Below are 18,543 nucleotides of genomic sequence, written 5' to 3' on the forward strand. Positions count from 1 at the left end.
CAATGTTGGTGTGACTCTGCGTATCTTCGACACCGCAACCCGTGAACTCCGTGACTTCGTCCCGCTGCAGGAAGGACATGCCTCGGTGTACCTGTGTGGTGCGACCGTGCAGTCCATCCCGCACATCGGGCACGTGCGTTCCGGTGTGGCCTTCGACATCCTGCGCAACTGGCTGGCGGCGAAGGGCCTCGATGTGGCGTTCGTCCGCAATGTTACCGACATCGACGACAAGATCCTCGCCAAGTCCGCCGAGCACGGCCGCCCCTGGTGGGAATGGGCCGCCACCCATGAGCGTGCCTTCACCCGCGCCTATGACCTGCTGGGCGTCACCCCGCCGTCGATCGAGCCCCGCGCGACCGGCCACATCCCGGAGATGATCGCCTACATCCGGCGCATCATCGACCACGGGCTGGCCTACCCGACCCCCGACGGCTCCGTGTACTGCCGGACCGCGCAGGTGCCGGACTACGGCTTCCTGTCGCACCAGCGGCTCGACGAGCTCGACCAGGGTGAGGACGCCGCCCCCGGCAAGGAGGACCCCCGCGACTTCGCCCTGTGGAAGGCCGCGAAGCCGGGTGAGCCCGGGTGGGAGACCCCGTGGGGCTTCGGCCGGCCGGGCTGGCACATCGAATGCTCGGCGATGTCCCGGAAGTACCTCGGTGCCGAGTTCGACATCCACGCCGGCGGCATGGACCTGCAGTTCCCGCACCACGAGAACGAGGCCGCCCAGGCGCACGCCGCCGGGGACGGGTTCGCCCGCTACTGGATGCACAACGGCTGGGTGACGATGTCCGGCGAGAAGATGTCGAAGTCGCTGGGCAACGTCCTGTCGGTGCCGAACGTCCTGAAACTGGTGCGCCCCATCGAGCTGCGGTTCTACCTGGGCTCGGCGCACTACCGCTCCATGCTGGAGTACTCGGAGAAGGCGCTGCAGGACGCCGCGGGTGGTTTCCGCCGGATCGAGAAGTTCCTCGTCCGCGCCGTGGAGCTGCTCGGTGCGGACGCCGTGGGTATCCGTGCCTGGCCGGCCGAGTTCGCGACGGCGATGGACGATGATCTGGGCGTCCCGCAGGCCATCGCCGTGGTGCAGGATGTCGTCCGGCAGGGCAACAGGGCCCTGGAGGCCGGCGACCGGGTGGGCGTCGCGGACGCCGCCGGTGCCGTCCGGGCGATGACCGGTGTGCTGGGTGTGGACCCGCTGTCCGACACGTGGTCCGGGCCGGACGCGCAGGGCCGTGGTCAGGGGATCGGGGCCGGTGCATCCGATGAGGCGCTCGGGGCCCTCGACGTGCTCGTCGGTGCGGAACTGGAGCGGCGTGCCACCGCCCGGGCGGAGAAGGACTGGGCCACCGCGGATGCGGTGCGCGACCGGCTCAAGGCCGCGGGCATCTCCGTCGCCGACTCGGCCGACGGGGCCACCTGGTCGCTGGAGTAGGTGCCGGGTCTCCCCGAATTCGTCACCGGATTCCCCGCGCCGCTACCGTGGCGTCCGGATTCGGTGACGAATTCGGGGAGCAGCCGGTGACGACGGATACACATTCCGGGGATCCGGTGCCACGGACCGGATGATCTGTGTACCGGTCGTCACGGTGGCGCCGGAGTGTTCCCGGGGCCGGAACCCCTACCGCTCCGCCAGCGCGGTGCCCTTGAGCTCCGGCAGGGTGAACGCCGCCACGGCGGCGATGGCGAAGGCCACGCCGAACAGGGCGAAGAGGATGCCGGTGCCACCGAAGACGAGCAGCGGCGGCACGATGAGCGGTGCGATGATCGAGGCGATGCGTCCGAAACCGGTCGCCGCACCCGTACCCGTCGCCCGCAGCGGGGTGGGGTAGAGCTCCGGGCCGACGGCGTACAGCGCGCCCCACGCGCCGAGGTTGAAGAAGGACAGCAGGCAGCCGGCGACGATGATCGACCACTCGGCATCGGCCAGCCCGTAGAGGCCCGCCGAGACCGCCGAGCCGACGAGGAACGCGGTCAACGTGGCCCGCCGTCCCCACTTCTCGATCAGCCACGCGGCACACGCGTAGCCGGGCAGCTGGGCGACGGTGATGATCAGGGTGAAGGTGAAGGACTTCACCAGGGAGTAGCCGTTCTCCGCGAGGATCGAGGGGATCCACGTGAACGCCCCGTAGTAACTGAGGTTGATGCAGAACCACACGGTCCAGAACGCGACGGTGCGCTTCCGCATCGTCGGCGCCCAGATGGAGGTCACGGGGTCCCCGGCGTCGGTGGTCCCGCCGATGGCGGCGTCCCGCTGCGCCTCGTCGAGGACACGGTCACCCGAGGTCGTCCGCGACTGGAACAGCCGGGGCGCGGGTTCGCTGGACTCGAAGGAGCGGACCGTGGCCTCCGCCTCGTCGTGGCGTCCCTTCGACTCCAGGAAGCGCACCGATTCCGGCAGCCGCAGCCGCACCACCAGGGCATAGGCGGCGGGGATCACGCCGATGGCGAAGGCCCAGCGCCAGCCGTTGTCGCCGTGGGGCACCACCAGCGTGCCGATGACCGCGGCGGCGATCCAGCCGACCGCCCAGAACGCCTCGAGCAGCACGACCATCCGGCCGCGCACCGCCCGCGGCGAGAACTCGGAGACCAGGGTGGACGCTACGGGCAGCTCCGCGCCCAGCCCCAACCCGATGAGGAACCGCAGGACCAGCAGCATCACCAGACCGGTGGACAGGGCCGCGGCCCCGGTGGCCAGGCCGTAGACCAGCAGGGTGAGGGCGAAGACCTGGCGGCGTCCGAACCGGTCGGCGAGCAGCCCTCCGAGGGTGGCGCCCAGGGCCATGCCGATGAAACCGATGGAGGCGATCCACGAGGTCTCGGTGTGGGACAGGCCCCAGTGCTGCGTCAGCGCGGCCATGATGAAGCCGATGAGGCCGACGTCCATGGCGTCCAGTGCCCAGCCGATGCCGGAGCCGGTGAGCAGTTTCGTGTGGGCCCGGGTGACCGGGAGCCGGTCGAGGCGTTCGGTCCGGCTGAGCTGTGTGGTCGACAGATCATGCTGTGGAGCTGGTTCCATGTCCTGTCAGGATACCCTCATGGAACGCGCCGGAATAGAGGTACACCCGCTGTGCCGATAGGATGGCCTGCATGGCAGGAAATGACAAGCGCGCCGGTGGCGTCCGCAAGACGAACAAGAAGGGCTCGACCAAGGGCTCGGGCGGACAGAGCCGGCGGTCGCTGCGGGGGAAGAAGGCGACGCCGAAGGCGGAGGACCGCGTCTACCACGCGAAGTACAAGGCGAAGAAGCAGAAGGAGCGCCGGGATTCCGGACGCCAGGCGCGCAAGGACCCGTCGACGCAGCCGGAGCTGGTGGTCGGGCGTAACCCGGTCATCGAGTGCCTCCACGCCCACGTCCCGGCGACCGCGCTGTACGTGGCGATCGGCACCGGCAACGACGACCGGCTCAGCGAGGCGGTCCACACCAGCTCCGAGCGCGGCATCCCCGTCCTCGAGGTCAGCCGGGACGAACTCGACCGGATGACCGGAAACGGCATGCACCAGGGCATCGGCCTGCAGGTGCCGCCGTACCAGTACGCCGAGGTCGACGACCTCATCCAGCGCGCGCAGGATTCCGGACGCCCCGGGCTGGTCGTCGTGCTCGACAACATCACCGACCCGCGCAACCTCGGTGCGGTCATCCGTTCCGTCGCCGCGTTCGGCGGCCACGGTGTGGTCATCCCGGAGCGTCGCAGTGCCTCGGTCACCGCGGTGACCTGGCGGACCTCGGCGGGCACCGCGGCGCGGCTGCCCGTCGCCCGGGCGACGAACCTCGTCCGCGCGCTCAAGCAGTTCCAGCAGAACGGCTACCAGGTCGTCGGGCTGGACGCCGGCGGCCGGCACACCCTCGACACTTACGACGGCACCACCCCGGTGGTCGTCGTCGTCGGGTCCGAGGGCAAGGGCCTGTCGCGGCTGGTGGGGGAGACCTGCGACGACATCCTGTCGATCCCGATGGCCGGCAAGGTCGAGTCGCTCAACGCCTCCGTCGCCGCTGGCGTGGTGCTCAGCGAGTTCGCCCGGCAGCGTCGGGTGCGGGGGTAGTTCCGGGAATCGGGGCCGGCTCCCGGGCGTTGTACCCCGGTATGAGCCACCTTCTCTTCACCCCGGTCACCCTGCCCACCCCCGACGGACACGGTCTGGCGGTGGGTAACCGCGCCTTCGTCGCGCCGATGTGCCAGTACTCCGTGGACGACCTCGACGGCGTACCGACCGACTGGCACCTGTCCCACCTCGGGGCGCTGGCCGCCGGCGGGTTCGGGCTCGTCGTCGCCGAGGCCACCGCCGTGGAGGCACGGGGCCGGATCTCCCCGAAGGACCTCGGACTCTGGGATGCCGGCCAGGTCGACCCGCACGCCCGTCTCGTCGACTTCATCCACGGGCAGGGCCGGGCGGCCGGTGTCCAGCTCGGACATGCGGGCGGTAAGGCCTCCACCTGGCCGATGTTGCCCGGCAGCGACGACGGCACCACCATCCCTGCGGACCAGGGCGGCTGGCCGACGGTCTCCGCCGACGATGCCCCGGTGATGCCGTCGATGGCGGCGGCCGGCGCCCTGACGGAGGCACAGATCGCGGAGGTCGTGGACGCCTTCGCCGGTGCCGCCCGCCGCGCCGACGACGCCGGCTACGACGTGGTGCAGCTCCACGCCGCCCACGGCTACCTCATCCACCAGTTCCTCTCCCCGCTGACCAACCACCGCACCGACGGCTACGGCGGGGACCTCGCCGGCCGCTCCCGGCTGCTGCGGGAGGTCGTCGCCGCGGTCCGCGAGGTCTGGCCGGACAGCAAGCCGTTGGGCATCCGGGTCAGCGCCACCGACTGGGTCGACGACGGACTGCACGTCGGTGAGGTCGCCGAGGTGCTGCGCGACCTCGTGGCCGCCGGCCAGGTCAGCTGGATCGACGTCTCCACGGGCGGACTGACCGACGGGTCGACCATCCCGGTCGGCCCCGGCTACCAGGTCCCGCTCGCCCAGGAGGTCACCCGCACCCTCGCGGACGCCGGCCTCGGGGAGGACGCCGCGGTGGTCTCCACGGTGGGCGTGATCGTGGACGCCACCCAGGCCGAGACGATCCTGGCCACCGGTCAGGCACATGCCGTCTCCATCGGGCGTGCCGCGCTGGTCAACCCGCACTGGGCAGCGGTCGCGGCCTCGCAGCTGCGGGTGCCGCGGGCGGAGCTGCCCCACGCGCCGCAGTACTTCCGCGCGAACTTCTAGCGGAACGGACCGGCAGGTCGACCCGGCCGGTACGGGGGTGACACGTTACGGGTGCGGTGGTCGATGTCGTGGATGACAGCTTCCCGAAGGAGACCGACATGTTCACGACCATGAGGACAGGAAGAATCCCGCGCATCGCCGCGGCGGTGGTACTGGCGGGGGCGGCACTGACCGCCTGCTCCGGTGGCGGCGACTCCGGAGCGGACGCCTCGACCTCGGCGTCCGGCACGACGACCGCGACCACCGCGCCGCGCACGGCGCACCCCTCCGGCTCCGCCGGTGGCGGTTCAGGTTCCGGGGGCGGAGGTGTGGCCGTCGGCGAGCCGACGCCGGGCGGAGGCGGCGGTGGCGGCGGCGGCCCTGTGACCGACCGGTGCACCGTCGAGGCACTGCAGCAGGCCTACGGGGACGGACCCGGCGAGATCTACGGCATCGCCTACTGTGACGGCGACTGGGCGGTCTCCCAGAGTGTGACCACCTATCTCAACCGGGCGTTCATGCACCGTGACCACGGCTGGGTCGGGTTCGCCCCGGACAGCTACAACCCCGGTACCGGCAACGAGTGCTACTCAGGTGCATACCTCGACCAGCTCGGCGTGAGCGCCGGAGCGCGGGCCGCGGTCACCGAGTGCGTGCCCCCGGTCGTCGAACCCTGCACTGTCGAGGCACTGCACCGGAACCCGGGCGCCGCCGATCTCGACACGATCCTGTGGTGCAATGCGTCGTGGCTGCGCGCCGGGCAGGCGGCCACCGACAACGTGCACAACTTCGTCTGGGTCGGGTCGTGGGCCGAGTACTACCCCGACGGCACCTCTGCGACGACCGGCTACCCGTGCTACAACAGCGACCGGCTGGACCGGGACGGCGTCCCCGCCGGACTGCGTGACCAGCTCATGGAGTGCGTCTGACCGGTGACGGCTCAGTGGTGGTGCGCCCCCGCGCCGGGTTCCGCCTCGGTGAACTCGGGGGCGAGTCCGCCCGCGCCCGCTCCGGCAGTGGCGTCCCGGGACATGCGACGGCCGCGCTGCCACGCGATGACCCGGCACACCAGGTAGATCACGAAACTGATCGTGGTGACGAACGGGCTGACCGGCAGTCCGGGGCCCAGCGAGAGCACCAGGCCGCCCGCGGCGGAGACCACCGCGAACAGGGCCGAGAGCCCCACCGCGGCCAACGGGTTCGCGGTGACCTTCACCGCCGCGGCACCCGGGGTGATGAGCAGGGCGAGCAGCAGCAGCGCGCCGACGACCTGCACCCCCTGCGAGGCGACCACACCGATGATGACGGCGAAGACCGCGGCGAGCAGCTTGACCTTCACCCCGCTCGCCGCGGCGAGGACCGGGTCGGCCGTGGCGAACAGCAGGGGGCGCCACAGGACGGCGATCACGGCCACCACGACGACGGTGATGAGCGCCAGGATGCCGAGTGAGGCGCCCGAGACGCCCACGATCTGCCCGGTGAGCAGGGCATAGGCTTCAGAGGTCCGGCCGGGGTACAGGTAGATGAACAGCACCGACAGGCCCATGCCGAAGGCGAGGACGACCCCGGTCGTGGCGTCCTGCTCCCGCATGCCGAGCAGGGCGAGGACCACCGAGGCGAGGATGGCGCCGAGCACCGCACCGAGGGTCACGCTGATGCCGAGCAGCAGTGCCGCCGAGGCGCCCATGAGCGCGAGTTCGCCGGTGGCGTGCGCGGCGAAACTCATCTTCCGCATGACGATGAGCGGGGCGACGGCCCCGGACACGATGCCGAGCAGCAGGGCGGCCCACAGTGCATGCTGCACGAAATCGACCTGCAGCAGATCCCAGGTACTCACACGACCACCAGCTTCCCGTTCACCGTCGCGACCTCGACCCGGGTACCGTACAGATCCGACAGCACCTCAGTGGTCATGACCTCCCCGACCGTGCCGGTGACGTGGCCGCCGGGCCCCAGGTAGAGGACCCGGTCGGTGACGTCGAGGACCGGGTTGATGCTGTGGGTGACGAAGACGACGGCCGTGTCCCGCTCCCTCCGGCGCCGGTCGAGCAGGTCGACGGTGGCGCGCTGGGCGCGCAGGTCCAGGCTGAGCAGCGGCTCGTCGCACAGCAGCACCTGCGGGTCGCCGGCCAGTGCCTGCGCCTGGCGGACCCGCTGCTGCTGGCCGCCGGACAGGGTGCCGACGCGCCGCTCCGCCAGGCCGGCCGCCCCGACCTCGTCGAGTGCGGCGTTGACGACGAAGCGCGAGGGGCGGCGTCCGGACAGGACGCCGTGGCCGATCGCGAGACCGACGAGGTCACGCACCCGGACCGGAAGATCCGGGTCGAACATCCGCTGCTGGGGGATGTAGCCGACCCGGTCGGGGACCTCGACGGTGCCGCGGCTGAGGTGCCGGGTGCCGAGGGCGACATTGAGCAGGGTGGATTTTCCGACCCCGTTGGGCCCCAGCACGGTGAGGAATTCGCCGGGCTGCACGGTGAGGTCGAGATCGCGCCACAGTGGGTCGACCGCGGCGCCGGTGAAGGTCAGAGGGGTCACTTGGCGGTGGCTTTCTCGAGTGCGCTGACGGTGTTGTCGAGGTAGTCGAAGTAGCTCTGGCCGTTGTCGGGGGTCTCGTTGACGTTGATGACGGCGTGCTTCCTGTCGAGTCCCTTGTCCTTGGCGGCCTGCGACAGCTGGGACGCCGCGGGGCTCTGGGCCTGGGCGTTGGTGATCAGGACGGTCGCGGTGCCGTCGGTGATGAGGTCGCGGGCGGCGGAGATGTCCGCGGCGGAGGGCTCGGATTCGGCGAGGGTGGCGTGGGCGTAGCCCGCCGGGGTGACGTCCCGGACCTTCGTCCCGTCGAGCAGGTCGGCGGCGACGGGTTCGGTGAGGACGGCGTTCGCCTCCGGCAGTTTCTTCAGCCGGTCGGTGACCTTGCCGAGTTCCCCGGAGACGCCGGTGGCGCGGTCGGGGAACGAGTCGTCGACACTGTGGAGGTACTGGGCGAGGTGGTCGGCGAAGTGCTCGACGAGCATGAGGTTGAACCAGACGTGCGGGTTGTTCTCCGCGTGCCCGTGGTCGTGCCCGTCGTCAGCGTGGTCGCTGTGGTCATCACTGTGGTCGTCCCCGTGGTCGTGACCTGAGGTGACCTGGTCGGCGGTGATGATCTCGGCGCCGTCGGAGGCGTTGTCGGTGAGCCAGTTGTCGTAGCCGGCGCCGTTGCCGACGACCACATCGGCGTCCCGGATCTTCGCGATGTCCCGGGCGGTGGCCTCGTACTCGTGCGGATCGTCGTCGGTGCCGGAGAGGACCGTGTCGACGGTGACGTCGAGGGTGGAGCCGTCGTCCTTCGCGTCGTCGACGACCTGCCGGGCGATCGATCCCCAGATGGCGGTGGAGGCGACGATCCGGAGATCGCCGTTGTCGGCGGCGCTGTCCCGGTCGCCCGAGCAGGCGGTGAGGCCGAGCATGAGAAGGACGGCGCCGGTGAGGGCCGCGACGGTACGGCGGGTGTGACGGGGGCTTCGCATGGTGTGCAAACCTAGCCGCTGTTGGCAACCATTGTCAATATGCGATGGTGGTCGACGTCCGGATGTACGACGGCAGGGTGGTTTCCGGGCTGCGGACCACCCGGCGGAGGCGCACCCGGACGCAGGGGGCGCACGGCCGGGTGCGCGGACGCGGTACCGCGGTCCGGCACGTCGCCGGTGGAGGCGGGTGGCCCCGTCCCACCCGCTAGACTGAGGACCCGTGAACCGATCCAGTGGGCAGAACACCCGGACCCGGCAGGGCAGGCAGGGCCGCCGGGGCACCCTCGCATCCATCGCCGCGGAACTCGGCGTGTCCCGCACCACGGTCTCCAACGCCTACAACCGGCCGGAACAGCTCTCCGCCGAACTGCGGGAGCGGATCCTCGCCACCGCGGAGCAGATGGGCTACTCCGGGCCGGACCCCACCGCCCGCTCGCTGCGCACCCGCCACTCCGGGGCGATCGGCGTGCTGCTCACCGACGACATGACCTACGCCTTCGAGGACCAGGCCTCCCTCGAATTCATGTCGGGTGTCTCCGAGGCGTGCGTCGGCATGGACACCTCCATGCTGCTCATCCCCGCCGGTGCGGAGACCGCCGAGGAGGACCGGCCGGCCACCCTGGTCAACCAGGCCGTGGTCGACGGTTTCATCGTGTACTCCGTCGCCGCCGACGATCCCTTCCTCGCCGCCGTCACCGCCCGCAACATCCCCACCGTCATCTGTGACCAGCCGGCCGACGACCACGGGGTGAACTTCGTCGGTATCGACGACTCGACCGCGATCCGTCCCGCCGCACAGGCGCTGGTGGATGCCGGGCACACCCGGATCGGCATCCTGTGCATCCGGCTGGACCGGCACCCCAATAACGGCCCGGTCACCGCGGAACGGCTCGCCGGCGCGCAGATGCACGTGCAGGCCGGCCGTGTCCGCGGCGCCCTCGACGTTCTCGCGGAGGCGGGGATCGACCGTGCCACGGTGCCCGTCATCGAACGGCACCTCAACAATCCCGAGACCGCGCGGGACGCCGCCACGGAGCTGCTCGAGACGCACCCGGACCTCACCGCGGTCATCTGCACCACGGACTCCATGGCGCTGGGTGTGCTGGACTACTGCGGGTCGATGGGGATCGACGTCCCCGGTGATCTGTCGGTCACCGGTTTCGACGGTATCCCGCGGGCGCTGGACCGCGGCCTGTCGACGGTCATCCAGCCGAACCGGGAGAAGGGGTTCACCACCGGTAACGTCCTCGCCGCGCTGATCCGCCGGCGTGAGGACCAGTTCCGGTCACCGCGGGCGAAGGCCGCCGCCGGATCGGGTGACGTGAGCTGGGCCGAGCCGGAGAAGCGCATCGCCCTGCCGACCGAGTGGCACGCCGGCCGGACGGTCAGCGCGCCTCGCGGGCGGTGACGAGACGGCGCAGGACCTCCTGCACCTCCTGCGGGTCCGCGACCCGGCGGGTGCCTGCGGTCTCCCCCTCGCCGACCTTCACACCCAGGTCCTGACCGCGCATCACCTGCAGGGCGGTCTCGTCGGTGACGTCGTCGCCCATGAACAGCACCGTCGCCGGCGCCGTGGCCGCGGTGTACCACTGCAGGTACCGGCCCTTGGACATGTCGGTGACCGCGACCTCCAGGATCTCCTTGCCGTCGGTGAAGGTCACCCCGTCGAGCTGTGCGCATTCCTCGCGCAGTTCCTCGGTGGCGGCCAGCGCCACACTCCGGTCCTGGGCGGTCCGGCGGTGCAGTCCGCGGGAGAACGGCTTGTACTCCACCCACAGTCCCTCGTCGCGGGCGGCCTGTTCCTCGGCGAGCACCGTCACCCGGTCCAGCAGGGCGACCTGGTCGGGGGTGAGGACGTCGGTCCGGCCGTCGGCGTCGGCGTCCTGTTCGGCGGGTTCGGCGCCGTGCGAGCCGACCAGCCGGATGTCGTCGGGGCCGGGGGTGGCGGTCGGTTCGGTCTCCGTGACGACGCGCAGCTGGGAGAGGTCCCGGCCGGACAGCAGCATCACGGTCACCCCGTCACAGGCGGCGAGCCGGGCGACGAGGTCACGGGTGCCCGGGACCATGCGGACGCTCAGCGGGTCGGTGGAGAAGTCGGCGAGGGTGCCGTCGACGTCGAGTGCGGCGAGCAGGGTGGGGGAGGAGGCGAGGCGGTCGATGTCGGCGTCGGTGACTTCGGAGAGCGGGGGAAGACTCATGGACCCCAGCGTAGCGGGCCGGCGCGCCCCTAGTGCGTACCCAGGAAGGAGACCGAGCGTGCGGTCTGCCAGTCCTGCGTGTCACCGTCGGTGCGGGTGAGGGTCAGTTTCCGGTAGTTGCCGCTGGAGCCGCTGTCCCAGTGCAGGTCCGTGTCCGCCAGCACCGCGGTCAGCCGGTCGGCGATGGTCCGGTCGCCGGGCATGCAGGCCGGCCCGTTGCTGTCGTCGCCGGCGTCCCGGTCCCGGATGTCGCCGATGTGCAGGGTGTTGTCCTTCTTCCACTCCACGTCACCGGTCAGGGACAGGCAGCCCACGCCCCCGGAGAGTTCCCCGGTGCCGAAGGACAGCCAGGTGCGGGCCTGGTCGGCGTCCGACAGGCCGGTGGTCACCGGGGCGCCCGAGTCGGCGCCCACGGCGTCCTCGATGTCGGTGACCTGCCAGCGGGCGTCCGCGACGTCACCGGGGACGTCACCGGACCCGCAGGCGGACAGCAGGACGCCGACGGTGAGCGCGGCACCGGCGGCGGCACCGGCCACGGCCGGGCGCCTCATGCCTGCCCCAGGACGTCGAGGAAACGGTGCGCCCAGCCGTGGACGTCGTGGGTGCGGACCTCGTCCCACATCGACACCATGCGGCGGCGCCGGTCGGACTCCGGCGATTCGATGGCCTGCATGATCGCCGCCGCCGTGGACTCCACGTCGTAGGGGTTGCACAGGTAGGCCTCCGGCAGCTGGGTCGCCGCACCGGTGAACTCACTGAGCACCAGCGCCCCTGAGCCGTCCGAATGGCTCGCCACGTACTCCTTGGCGACGAGATTCATCCCGTCCTTCAGGGCGGTGACGAGCATGACGTCAGCCGCCGAATACAGCGAGACGACCTCGTTGAACGGCAGGCCGGCGTGGGTGTAGTGCACGACCGTGTGTCCCAGGCTGCCGTGGCGTCCGTTGATCCGGGAGACCGCCAGCTCCACGTCGTTCCGGGTCTTCTGGTACGACTCGAGCCGCTCCCGGGACGGGGTGGCGACCTGGACGAGGCACACGTCGTCCGGGTCGAGCTGACCCCGGTCGAGCAGCTGCTCCAGTGCCCGCAGCCGCTGCAGGATGCCCTTGGTGTAGTCGAGCCGGTCCACCCCGGCCAGCAGGATCCCGGGGGACCCCACCCGTCGGCGCAGGGCCGTCGCCGCGGCGATGGTCTCCGGGCGGTCGGCGGTGGCCTTCACCCCGGCCGAGTCGATGGAGATGGGGAACACCCCTACCTTGACCTCGCGGATCCGCCCGTCGGCGTCCTCGGCACGGACGGTGCCCGCCACGGCGTCCCGCCGCGGCAGCCGGGCGCCGCGGATGTAGGCGACGCCCTCCTCGTCGGTCCCCTCGGCACCGTCAGCGGTCCCGTCGGTCCCGCAGGCGTCCCCCGCACCCACCTTGCTGAAGGTGACGTCGGCGCCGAGGGCACGCAGCGTGTACAGGAAATTCCACGCCGAATCGGGCGTGTGCAGGCCGATGAGGTCCGCGCCGAGCGTGCCCTGCAGGACCTCCCACCGCCACGGCAGCTGCCGGAACAGCTCCGGGGCCGGGAACGGGATATGCAGGAAGAACCCGATCTTCAGGTCGGGACGCAGTTCCCGCAGGATCCCCGGCACCAGGTGCAGCTGGTAGTCCTGCACCCAGACCGTCGCCCCCGGTGCGGCGGCCTCCGCGGCGGCGAGCGCGAAGCGCCGGTTCACCGCGCGGTAGGCGCGCCACCACGACCGGTGGAACTCGGGGTGCACGATCACGTCGTGGTACAGCGGCCACAGCGTGTCGTTGGAGAAACCCTCGTAGTAGGTCCGGAACTCGTCGGTGCTGAGATTCACCGGGACGAGGGTGACGCCCCCCTCCATCTCCGGCATATCGGCGACCGCGACCTCCTCATCGGGGGAATCGGCGGTCGTCCCCGGCCATCCCACCCAACTGCCGTGGGACGCCTCGAGGACCGGACGCAGCGCGGTCACCAGACCGCCCGGACTCGTGGTCCAGGAGGTCGACCCGTCGCGGCCGACGGTCCGGTCGACCGGCAGCCGGTTGGCCACGACCACCATGTCGGCGCCGGCGGAGATGCCCGCCGTACCGCTCCGGGCACTCTCGTCGACCATGCTCAGCGCTCCCAGGTGTCCTATTTGGCGGACTTCTTCGCCGTGGACTTCGTCGTCTTCTTGGCGGTCGACTTCTTCGTCGTCTTCTTGGCGGTCGACTTGGTCGTCTTCTTCGTGCTCTTCTTGGTCGCCTTCTTCGCGGGCTCCGGCTCGGCGTACTCCGCCGCGACCTTGCGGTGGATGAGACCCTCGGGCTCCACGCCGAGCATCGACATCAGGGTGGTGGCGTCCAGGAAATCCCTGGCGTAGGTGGCCACGATGCGCTGTGCGGCGACCGCGGTCCCCTCCTCCACAGCGTGCAGCGACTCTGCACTTGTGGTCTGGCTGTCCGTGACCTTCGGCGGCACTGAAACTCCCTCGCGTGTCAGACGTGCTCTTGCAGAACGTCCATGTTACCGCGATGCGTCCCGGTCTGCACCGCCCGGGTTGCGGCCCCGGGTGTACTGGTCCCGGGAGGGCAGCCAGGGCGAGGTCCCGCGCCGCCGCAGCCGGCGGATCTGCCAGTGGACCGGGGCGCGGCGTCCCGATTCCTCGCCGCGGCGGCCCCGCGACCGGCGGACCCGCGGACGCCGCAGTCCCTCGTAGCGGTGCAGGATCCGCGGTCGACGGAGCCGGCGGGCGATCCACTCGCCGAAGACCACCCCGGCCGCCAGTGCCGTCGCCGTCGCCAGGGCGATACCCAGGTTCGAGATCCCGACGACGAGCTGGTCGGTGAGCAGCGAGTACATGCCACGGTAGAGAGCGAGGCCGGGCAGCAGCGGGGTGATCACCGCGATGGCCGTGATCTGCGGGGGAATGAGGTACCGGCGGGACAGCAGGCCGCCCGCGAGACCGCCGAGCACGGCCGTCACCGCGCCGGCTGTCACGGAACCGAACCCGAACCCGGGCAGGAGCAGCTGGTAGACGCCGTAGGCGACCAGTGTCGTGCCGGTGGAGACCACGAGGGCCCGGCGTTCACAGAACTCGGAGATGCAGAAGAACAGTGTCGCCCCGATGCCGCCGAGCAGGCGGAGGGCGGCGCTGTCGACGTTGCCCACCGTGGAGGACGTGTCGATCGGGGGGAGTGTCATCCCCAGCCGGCTCATCAGCTGGATCCCCATCGCGATACCGGCGATGATGCCGCCGGTCATGAGGACCGTCTCGAAGAACCGGGCCGACCCGGTGACCGGGGCGCCCGTCACCCCGTCCTGGAGGGCCTGGACCAGGGTCAGTCCCGCGAGCATGGCCACGATGCAGGAACCGATGACGAGCGACGGGGAGACGTCGATGTGCAGGTACTGCGTGAAGCTGTACGTGACCGCCGCCGGGATCGTCGAGATCATCCCGCCGACGAGGTTCTGGAAGAACAGCGGCAGCGACTTCGACCCCAGCCACGCGCACATCGTCATGATGATGACGGAGGTGACGGTCGCGATGAGGGCGACGATGCCGTCACCGCCGAGCATGAGCGCCACCGACCCCGCGAACCCGCCCCAGCTCAGCAGAGCCCACCGCATCCGGTAGGGCGGCGGGGTGATCTCGATGTCCCGGAGGATCCTCCGGGCGAGGTCCAGCGGGGTGGCGCCGTTGACGATCGACCGGATCAGCCGGTCGACCTCGGTCAACCGGGAGAAGTTCGTGTTCAGTGAACTGACCACGCGGAACGTCGACCCCGGCGGGATGCCGCTCTCGGTGGCGGGGGTGTAGATCGTCACGGTGTTCAGGGTGATGTCGACATGGCAGCCGGACAGTCCGTAGGCGGAGGTCACCGCGAGCAGCTGTGCCTTGGTGTCCGTGTTGGAGGTGCCGGAGGCGAGCAGCAGGTCACCGATCCGGGCGGCCAGGTCGGTGACCCGGTGGACCTCCCGGGGGTCGGTGAGGTCGACCGGGGCCAGCGGTGACGGCGGTGGGGCGGTGCGGATCGTGTCGATCGTCGCCCGGTTCCCGCTGAACAGGAGGTCGGAGAGACGGTGCCGTAGCCGCAGCCAGGCTGGTTCGGTCGTCGTCATGGTCCCCGGCCTCCGTTCCCGAAGTGTCACTGGCGGTGTGCAGGGGCTACTCTACCGGCCGACGTACCGGTCCCCGGGGCCGGGGACGACGCAGTCCGGGTGGAATGTCCGGGGACGCTGCGGCTCCTGCTACAGTCGCTTCGGAACTCCACACCGGTGGAGGGCCCGCTGGAGTGGCGCAATCGGTAGCGCAACGGTCTTGTAAACCGTAGGTTGCGAGTTCAAGTCTCGTCTCCAGCTCAATGACCGGGGGAACGGCCGTCACGACGGATACACATTCCGGGCGGACCGTGCCACGGATGTGCCGGAATGTGTATCGGTTGTCACGCGCCGGGCCGGTCCGTCAGCCGTCCGTGGCGCGCCCGCCCGCGGGCCGCCGGGTGCCGTGGGGAACCCTCCCCGAAGAATGACAGAAACCTGTGCGGCGACTGTTAGATTTTCGTTCATGACCTTTCTGAGGATGAAGACGCGCGTAGGAACTGCTGCTCTCGCGGTGGCTCTGGCCGGCGGCCTGGCGGCCTGCGGCGATGATGACGACAACAGTGCCGATGCGGCGGCGTTCACCGAAGCATCGCAGACCGGCGGAGCCCGGGACGAGGCTGACCGGTACGGGTACCTCCACACCGGCAAGAACCGTGCCGTCTTCGGAAACGACAAGGAGCGGGGCGGATACGACCTCGACACCCGCTACTGCTGGGACAACCATGATGTGACCGACGAAGTCAGGCACGTGTTCAGCGACTCCAAGCAGGAGCGGCTGTTCACCCAGCTCCAGCAGACGAACGAGCAGTGCGCCGCCGCGCTCGACGCAGTGATCCTCCAGGGCTATGCGGAGTTGGGCGCGCTCGACACCAACGGTGACAAGTGGATTGACCAGGACGAGATGACGGCCGGTCTGGGGCAGGCGAAGTACTTCGTCCCCGCGCAACTCGACTACCACGACGAGCACATGTCGGGCGTGACGGACGCCATCCCGGTCACCCGCCCCTATGAACGGCACTACGTCGCCGATGCGACGGGGACACCGGCCCCGTCCCCACGCCGGACCGCCACGCCGGCCCCTGACCCGCAGCCGCAGCAGGCGGCGCCGGAACAGGACCAGTGGCCCTCGCCCCCCTTCACCGCACAGGGCGGGATGGAGTGGGCGAAGAAGGGACCGTTCGCCTCGACCTACACCTGCGGCCAGAACCAGGACCTCACGCCCGGGGTCAACATGTCGGAGTGCTTCACCGGCCCGGACGGCAGTGCCTACTACTACTTCCTGCGGCAGGCGGCCCGGTAGCGTCCCCGGGCCACGGTCGGCGGCTAGAATCCGGTTCGTGGCAGCCACCGATACCATCACCGTCCGTGAGGCGGAGGACCGCGACCTCCCCGCCGTCACCGCCATCTACAACGAGGCGGTCGTCAACACCGTCGCGGTGTGGAACGACGACACCGTCGACGTCGACAACCGGCGCACCTGGCTGGCGGAGCACCGGCGCCCCGGCACGCTCGCCCTCGTCGCCGTCGACGCTGAGGACGCCGTCCTGGGCTACGCCACCTACGGCAGCTTCCGCGCCTACGACGGCTTCCGGGACACCGTCGAGAACTCCATCTACGTCGACGGGACCCGCCGGGCCGGGGGAGTGGGCACCGCCCTGATGACCGAACTCATCTCCCGTGCGCGGGACGAGGGCAAGCATGTCATGGTCGCGGCCGTCGAGTCCGGCAACGAGGCCTCGCTCCGGCTGCACCGGAAGGTCGGTTTCACGCAGGTCGGCCAGTTGCCGGAGGTCGGGACGAAGTTCGGACGCCGCCTCGGGATGACCCTGCTGGAGATCATTCTCTAGCCTGGGGGCCATGCGCATCGCACTTGTCGGATCCACCGGGACCATCGGCCGGGCCACCGCGGAACTGCTGGAGTTCCGGGGCCACGAGGTCGTCGGACTGTCCCGCTCGACCACCCCGGCCCTCGACATCACCGACCCGGACTCGGTCGCCCCGGCCCTGGCCGCGGTGGCCGGGGCCGGTCCGCTCGACGCGGTGGTCTCCACCACCGGGGGCGGGCCGTTCCGGCCGCTGCCGGAGCTCACCGTCGACGACTTCAGGGCGACGCTGGCGTACAAGGCACTCGGCCAGATCGCCGTGGCGCAGCAGGCGCTGGCCCTGCTGCGTGAACGGGTCGCACAACAGACCGCACAGCAGGACGCCGCCGGGGCGGGCCGGTTCTCCGTGACCCTGACCAGTGGCGTCCTGTCCCGGCTGGCGGTGCCCACCGGTGTCGCCGCAGCGGCGGCGAACGGCGCGGTCGAGGCCTACGTCCGGACCGCGGCGGGGCTGTCCGGCGGGGTGCGGATCAACGCGGTGAGCCCCTCGGTGGTCACCGAGTCCCTCTACGACCCGGCGGGTGAGCCCAACTATGCGCCGTTCTTCCCGGGGATCCCCTCGGTGCCGGTGGCCCGGGTCGCCGAGGCTGTCGTGCGCAGTGTCGAGGGGGCGGAGACCGGGCAGGTCATCGAGGTGGTCTGAGTGCCGTTCCCGGGGAGGTCACGGACCTGACCGCCGGGAGGACACGGCAGAAGACCCCTGATGTCCGCGGAACGAACCGACAGGTCTTTTTTCCTGTCTCCGAGCAACACCTCGGCTCGTGAACTCAGCATCCGCAGGAGCGGACCGACCCCCGGTACCTGCCGCTAACCCCGGTCGGTCCCCATCTTCTTCCCGCGCGCCCAGTAGGCCTGGGTGTGGGCCGCCTTCTTCGGCAGGCCGGCCTCCTTGCGGAGGAAACGGCGGACGTGCTTGGTCACGGTGGTCTCCGCGGCCGCCCAGACGTACCAGCCGGTCCAGTCCTTTCCGGTGATCTCCCGGTACAAGGACTCGCCGTCGCCGACGGGATCCACCCAGCGGGCGGTGATGTTGTCCCCCTCGGGCAGCGGCGACTGTTCGTCGGCGGGGCTGTGGCGTTCGAGGATGACCACGATCTCGGCGTCCGGCCGGTCGTCCCGGGCGGCGAGCGCCATCTGGTTGATGGCGGGGTAGGAGGCCAGGTCACCGAGGAAGAGGAAGCCGGTCGGCACGCCCGCGCCCTCGATCTCCGCCTCCGGGTGGAAGGGCTCTTCGCCGAGCCGGTGGGCGTCGATGGTCTCGCCGACCTGCGCCCGCTGGGCCCAGGCACAGGCGGGGCCGGCGGGTTCGTGGACGACGAAGTCGACGGAGAAGGTGCCGGCGGGGGCGTCCACGTTCACGTAGGTGTAGCCGCGCTGGTACTCCTTCGTCCCGCCGTCCGGGTCGGGGAACCAGGCGCGCATCCAGTTGCCGGGCTCCTCGCCGGAGGGGTTGAGCAGCGTGTCCGAGTGGAAGTGCACCCGCACCATGTTGTCGGTCAGCCGGTCGCTGCCGGTGACGGTGAGCGTGTGCTCCTTCGCGCCGAACGCTTTGAGGACGGTGCCTCCGAATCCTTTACCCATGTGGTGAACCTTACCTAAAAGTATGCCGTGGTCCGGCATTTGCGACGCTGCCCCGGATATTTGACGCGAC

At 70.5% G+C, this 18,543-nt stretch carries 18 protein-coding genes and 1 tRNA gene; 9 read left to right on the forward strand and 10 right to left on the reverse strand.

Features of this window, described 5'->3' with window-relative positions:
* Nucleotides 1-10 precede the first annotated feature (10 nt).
* Nucleotides 11-1,435: a cysteine--tRNA ligase gene (gene cysS / locus FSW06_RS12330; protein ID WP_010120097.1), complete on the forward strand. Its 1,425-nt coding sequence runs from the start codon at nt 11-13 to the stop codon at nt 1,433-1,435.
* A 186-nt stretch (nt 1,436-1,621) separates the two neighbouring features.
* On the opposite strand, the gene FSW06_RS12335 is transcribed toward cysS, so the two are convergent.
* Nucleotides 1,622-3,019 (reverse strand): MFS transporter, encoded by a 1,398-nt coding sequence (locus tag FSW06_RS12335; RefSeq protein WP_010120095.1) that lies wholly within the window; start codon nt 3,017-3,019, stop codon nt 1,622-1,624.
* A 71-nt stretch (nt 3,020-3,090) separates the two neighbouring features.
* Between FSW06_RS12335 and rlmB the strand changes: the two genes are divergently transcribed.
* The 3 genes from rlmB to FSW06_RS12350 all read left to right on the forward strand — a co-directional run bounded on the left by rlmB (nt 3,091) and on the right by FSW06_RS12350 (nt 6,127).
* Nucleotides 3,091-4,044 (forward strand): 23S rRNA (guanosine(2251)-2'-O)-methyltransferase RlmB, encoded by a 954-nt coding sequence (gene rlmB / locus FSW06_RS12340; protein WP_010120094.1) that lies wholly within the window; start codon nt 3,091-3,093, stop codon nt 4,042-4,044.
* A 41-nt stretch (nt 4,045-4,085) separates the two neighbouring features.
* Nucleotides 4,086-5,219 (forward strand): oxidoreductase, encoded by a 1,134-nt coding sequence (locus FSW06_RS12345; protein ID WP_010120092.1) that lies wholly within the window; start codon nt 4,086-4,088, stop codon nt 5,217-5,219.
* Nucleotides 5,220-5,317: 98 nt separating this feature from the next.
* Nucleotides 5,318-6,127, forward strand: a complete 810-nt coding sequence (locus FSW06_RS12350) for a hypothetical protein (RefSeq protein ID WP_139024442.1) — start codon at nt 5,318-5,320, stop codon at nt 6,125-6,127.
* A gap of 11 nt (nt 6,128-6,138) precedes the next feature.
* Here the strand turns inward: FSW06_RS12350 and FSW06_RS12355 are convergent, their stop codons facing one another.
* The 3 genes from FSW06_RS12355 to FSW06_RS12365 are packed head-to-tail and all read right to left on the reverse strand — an operon-like array spanning nt 6,139 to nt 8,710.
* Complete coding sequence (locus FSW06_RS12355) at nt 6,139-7,035, reverse strand: metal ABC transporter permease (RefSeq protein WP_010120089.1); 897 nt, start codon at nt 7,033-7,035, stop codon at nt 6,139-6,141.
* Nucleotides 7,032-7,736, reverse strand: a complete 705-nt coding sequence (locus FSW06_RS12360) for a metal ABC transporter ATP-binding protein (protein ID WP_010120087.1) — start codon at nt 7,734-7,736, stop codon at nt 7,032-7,034. The genes FSW06_RS12355 and FSW06_RS12360 overlap by 4 nt, the downstream gene beginning before the upstream one ends.
* Nucleotides 7,733-8,710: a metal ABC transporter solute-binding protein, Zn/Mn family gene (locus FSW06_RS12365; RefSeq protein ID WP_010120085.1), complete on the reverse strand. Its 978-nt coding sequence runs from the start codon at nt 8,708-8,710 to the stop codon at nt 7,733-7,735. Before FSW06_RS12365 ends, FSW06_RS12360 begins: the two co-directional genes overlap by 4 nt.
* Before the next feature lie 220 nt (nt 8,711-8,930).
* On the opposite strand from FSW06_RS12365, the gene FSW06_RS12370 reads away from it, so the two are divergent.
* On the forward strand, nt 8,931-10,118 hold the full coding sequence (locus FSW06_RS12370) for a LacI family DNA-binding transcriptional regulator (protein ID WP_010120083.1): 1,188 nt from the start codon (nt 8,931-8,933) through the stop codon (nt 10,116-10,118).
* Here FSW06_RS12370 and otsB read toward each other — a convergent pair.
* Genes otsB through thrE form a run of 5 tightly spaced genes read right to left on the reverse strand, consistent with a single transcriptional unit; the run spans nt 10,096 to nt 15,027 of the window.
* Nucleotides 10,096-10,908 carry a trehalose-phosphatase gene (gene otsB / locus FSW06_RS12375; protein WP_010120081.1) on the reverse strand — a complete coding sequence of 271 codons (813 nt, stop codon included), beginning with the start codon at nt 10,906-10,908 and terminating at the stop codon, nt 10,096-10,098. The two genes, FSW06_RS12370 and otsB, sit on opposite strands and share 23 nt — an antisense overlap.
* 29 nt (nt 10,909-10,937) lie before the next feature.
* Entirely contained in the window at nt 10,938-11,459 is a 522-nt protein-coding gene (locus FSW06_RS12380; protein ID WP_139024441.1) for an META domain-containing protein, read from the reverse strand.
* A complete protein-coding gene (locus tag FSW06_RS12385) occupies nt 11,456-13,039 on the reverse strand; it encodes an alpha,alpha-trehalose-phosphate synthase (UDP-forming) (RefSeq protein WP_010120078.1) in 1,584 nt (527 codons plus the stop codon). Before FSW06_RS12385 ends, FSW06_RS12380 begins: the two co-directional genes overlap by 4 nt.
* A gap of 20 nt (nt 13,040-13,059) precedes the next feature.
* Nucleotides 13,060-13,386, reverse strand: a complete 327-nt coding sequence (locus FSW06_RS12390) for a hypothetical protein (protein ID WP_010120077.1) — start codon at nt 13,384-13,386, stop codon at nt 13,060-13,062.
* A gap of 45 nt (nt 13,387-13,431) precedes the next feature.
* Complete coding sequence (thrE, locus tag FSW06_RS12395; RefSeq protein ID WP_010120075.1) at nt 13,432-15,027, reverse strand: threonine/serine exporter ThrE; 1,596 nt, start codon at nt 15,025-15,027, stop codon at nt 13,432-13,434.
* Between the two features lie 167 nt (nt 15,028-15,194).
* Here thrE and FSW06_RS12400 point away from each other — a divergent pair.
* The 4 genes from FSW06_RS12400 (at nt 15,195) to FSW06_RS12415 (ending at nt 17,535) form a co-directional block, all read left to right on the forward strand.
* Nucleotides 15,195-15,267 (forward strand) — tRNA-Thr (locus FSW06_RS12400).
* Nucleotides 15,268-15,472: 205 nt separating this feature from the next.
* Nucleotides 15,473-16,309, forward strand: a complete 837-nt coding sequence (locus FSW06_RS14825) for a hypothetical protein (RefSeq protein WP_139024440.1) — start codon at nt 15,473-15,475, stop codon at nt 16,307-16,309.
* 37 nt (nt 16,310-16,346) lie between these two features.
* Complete coding sequence (locus tag FSW06_RS14830) at nt 16,347-16,856, forward strand: GNAT family N-acetyltransferase (RefSeq protein ID WP_010120071.1); 510 nt, start codon at nt 16,347-16,349, stop codon at nt 16,854-16,856.
* A gap of 10 nt (nt 16,857-16,866) precedes the next feature.
* Nucleotides 16,867-17,535, forward strand: coding sequence for an SDR family oxidoreductase (locus FSW06_RS12415; RefSeq protein ID WP_010120069.1), 669 nt, complete (start codon nt 16,867-16,869; stop codon nt 17,533-17,535).
* Nucleotides 17,536-17,699: 164 nt separating this feature from the next.
* On the opposite strand, the gene FSW06_RS12420 is transcribed toward FSW06_RS12415, so the two are convergent.
* Nucleotides 17,700-18,473 (reverse strand): siderophore-interacting protein, encoded by a 774-nt coding sequence (locus tag FSW06_RS12420; protein ID WP_010120067.1) that lies wholly within the window; start codon nt 18,471-18,473, stop codon nt 17,700-17,702.
* Between the last annotated feature and the right edge of the window lie 70 nt (nt 18,474-18,543).

The organism is Corynebacterium nuruki S6-4 (assembly GCF_007970465.1).
Classification (GTDB): Bacteria; Actinomycetota; Actinomycetes; order Mycobacteriales; family Mycobacteriaceae; genus Corynebacterium; species Corynebacterium nuruki.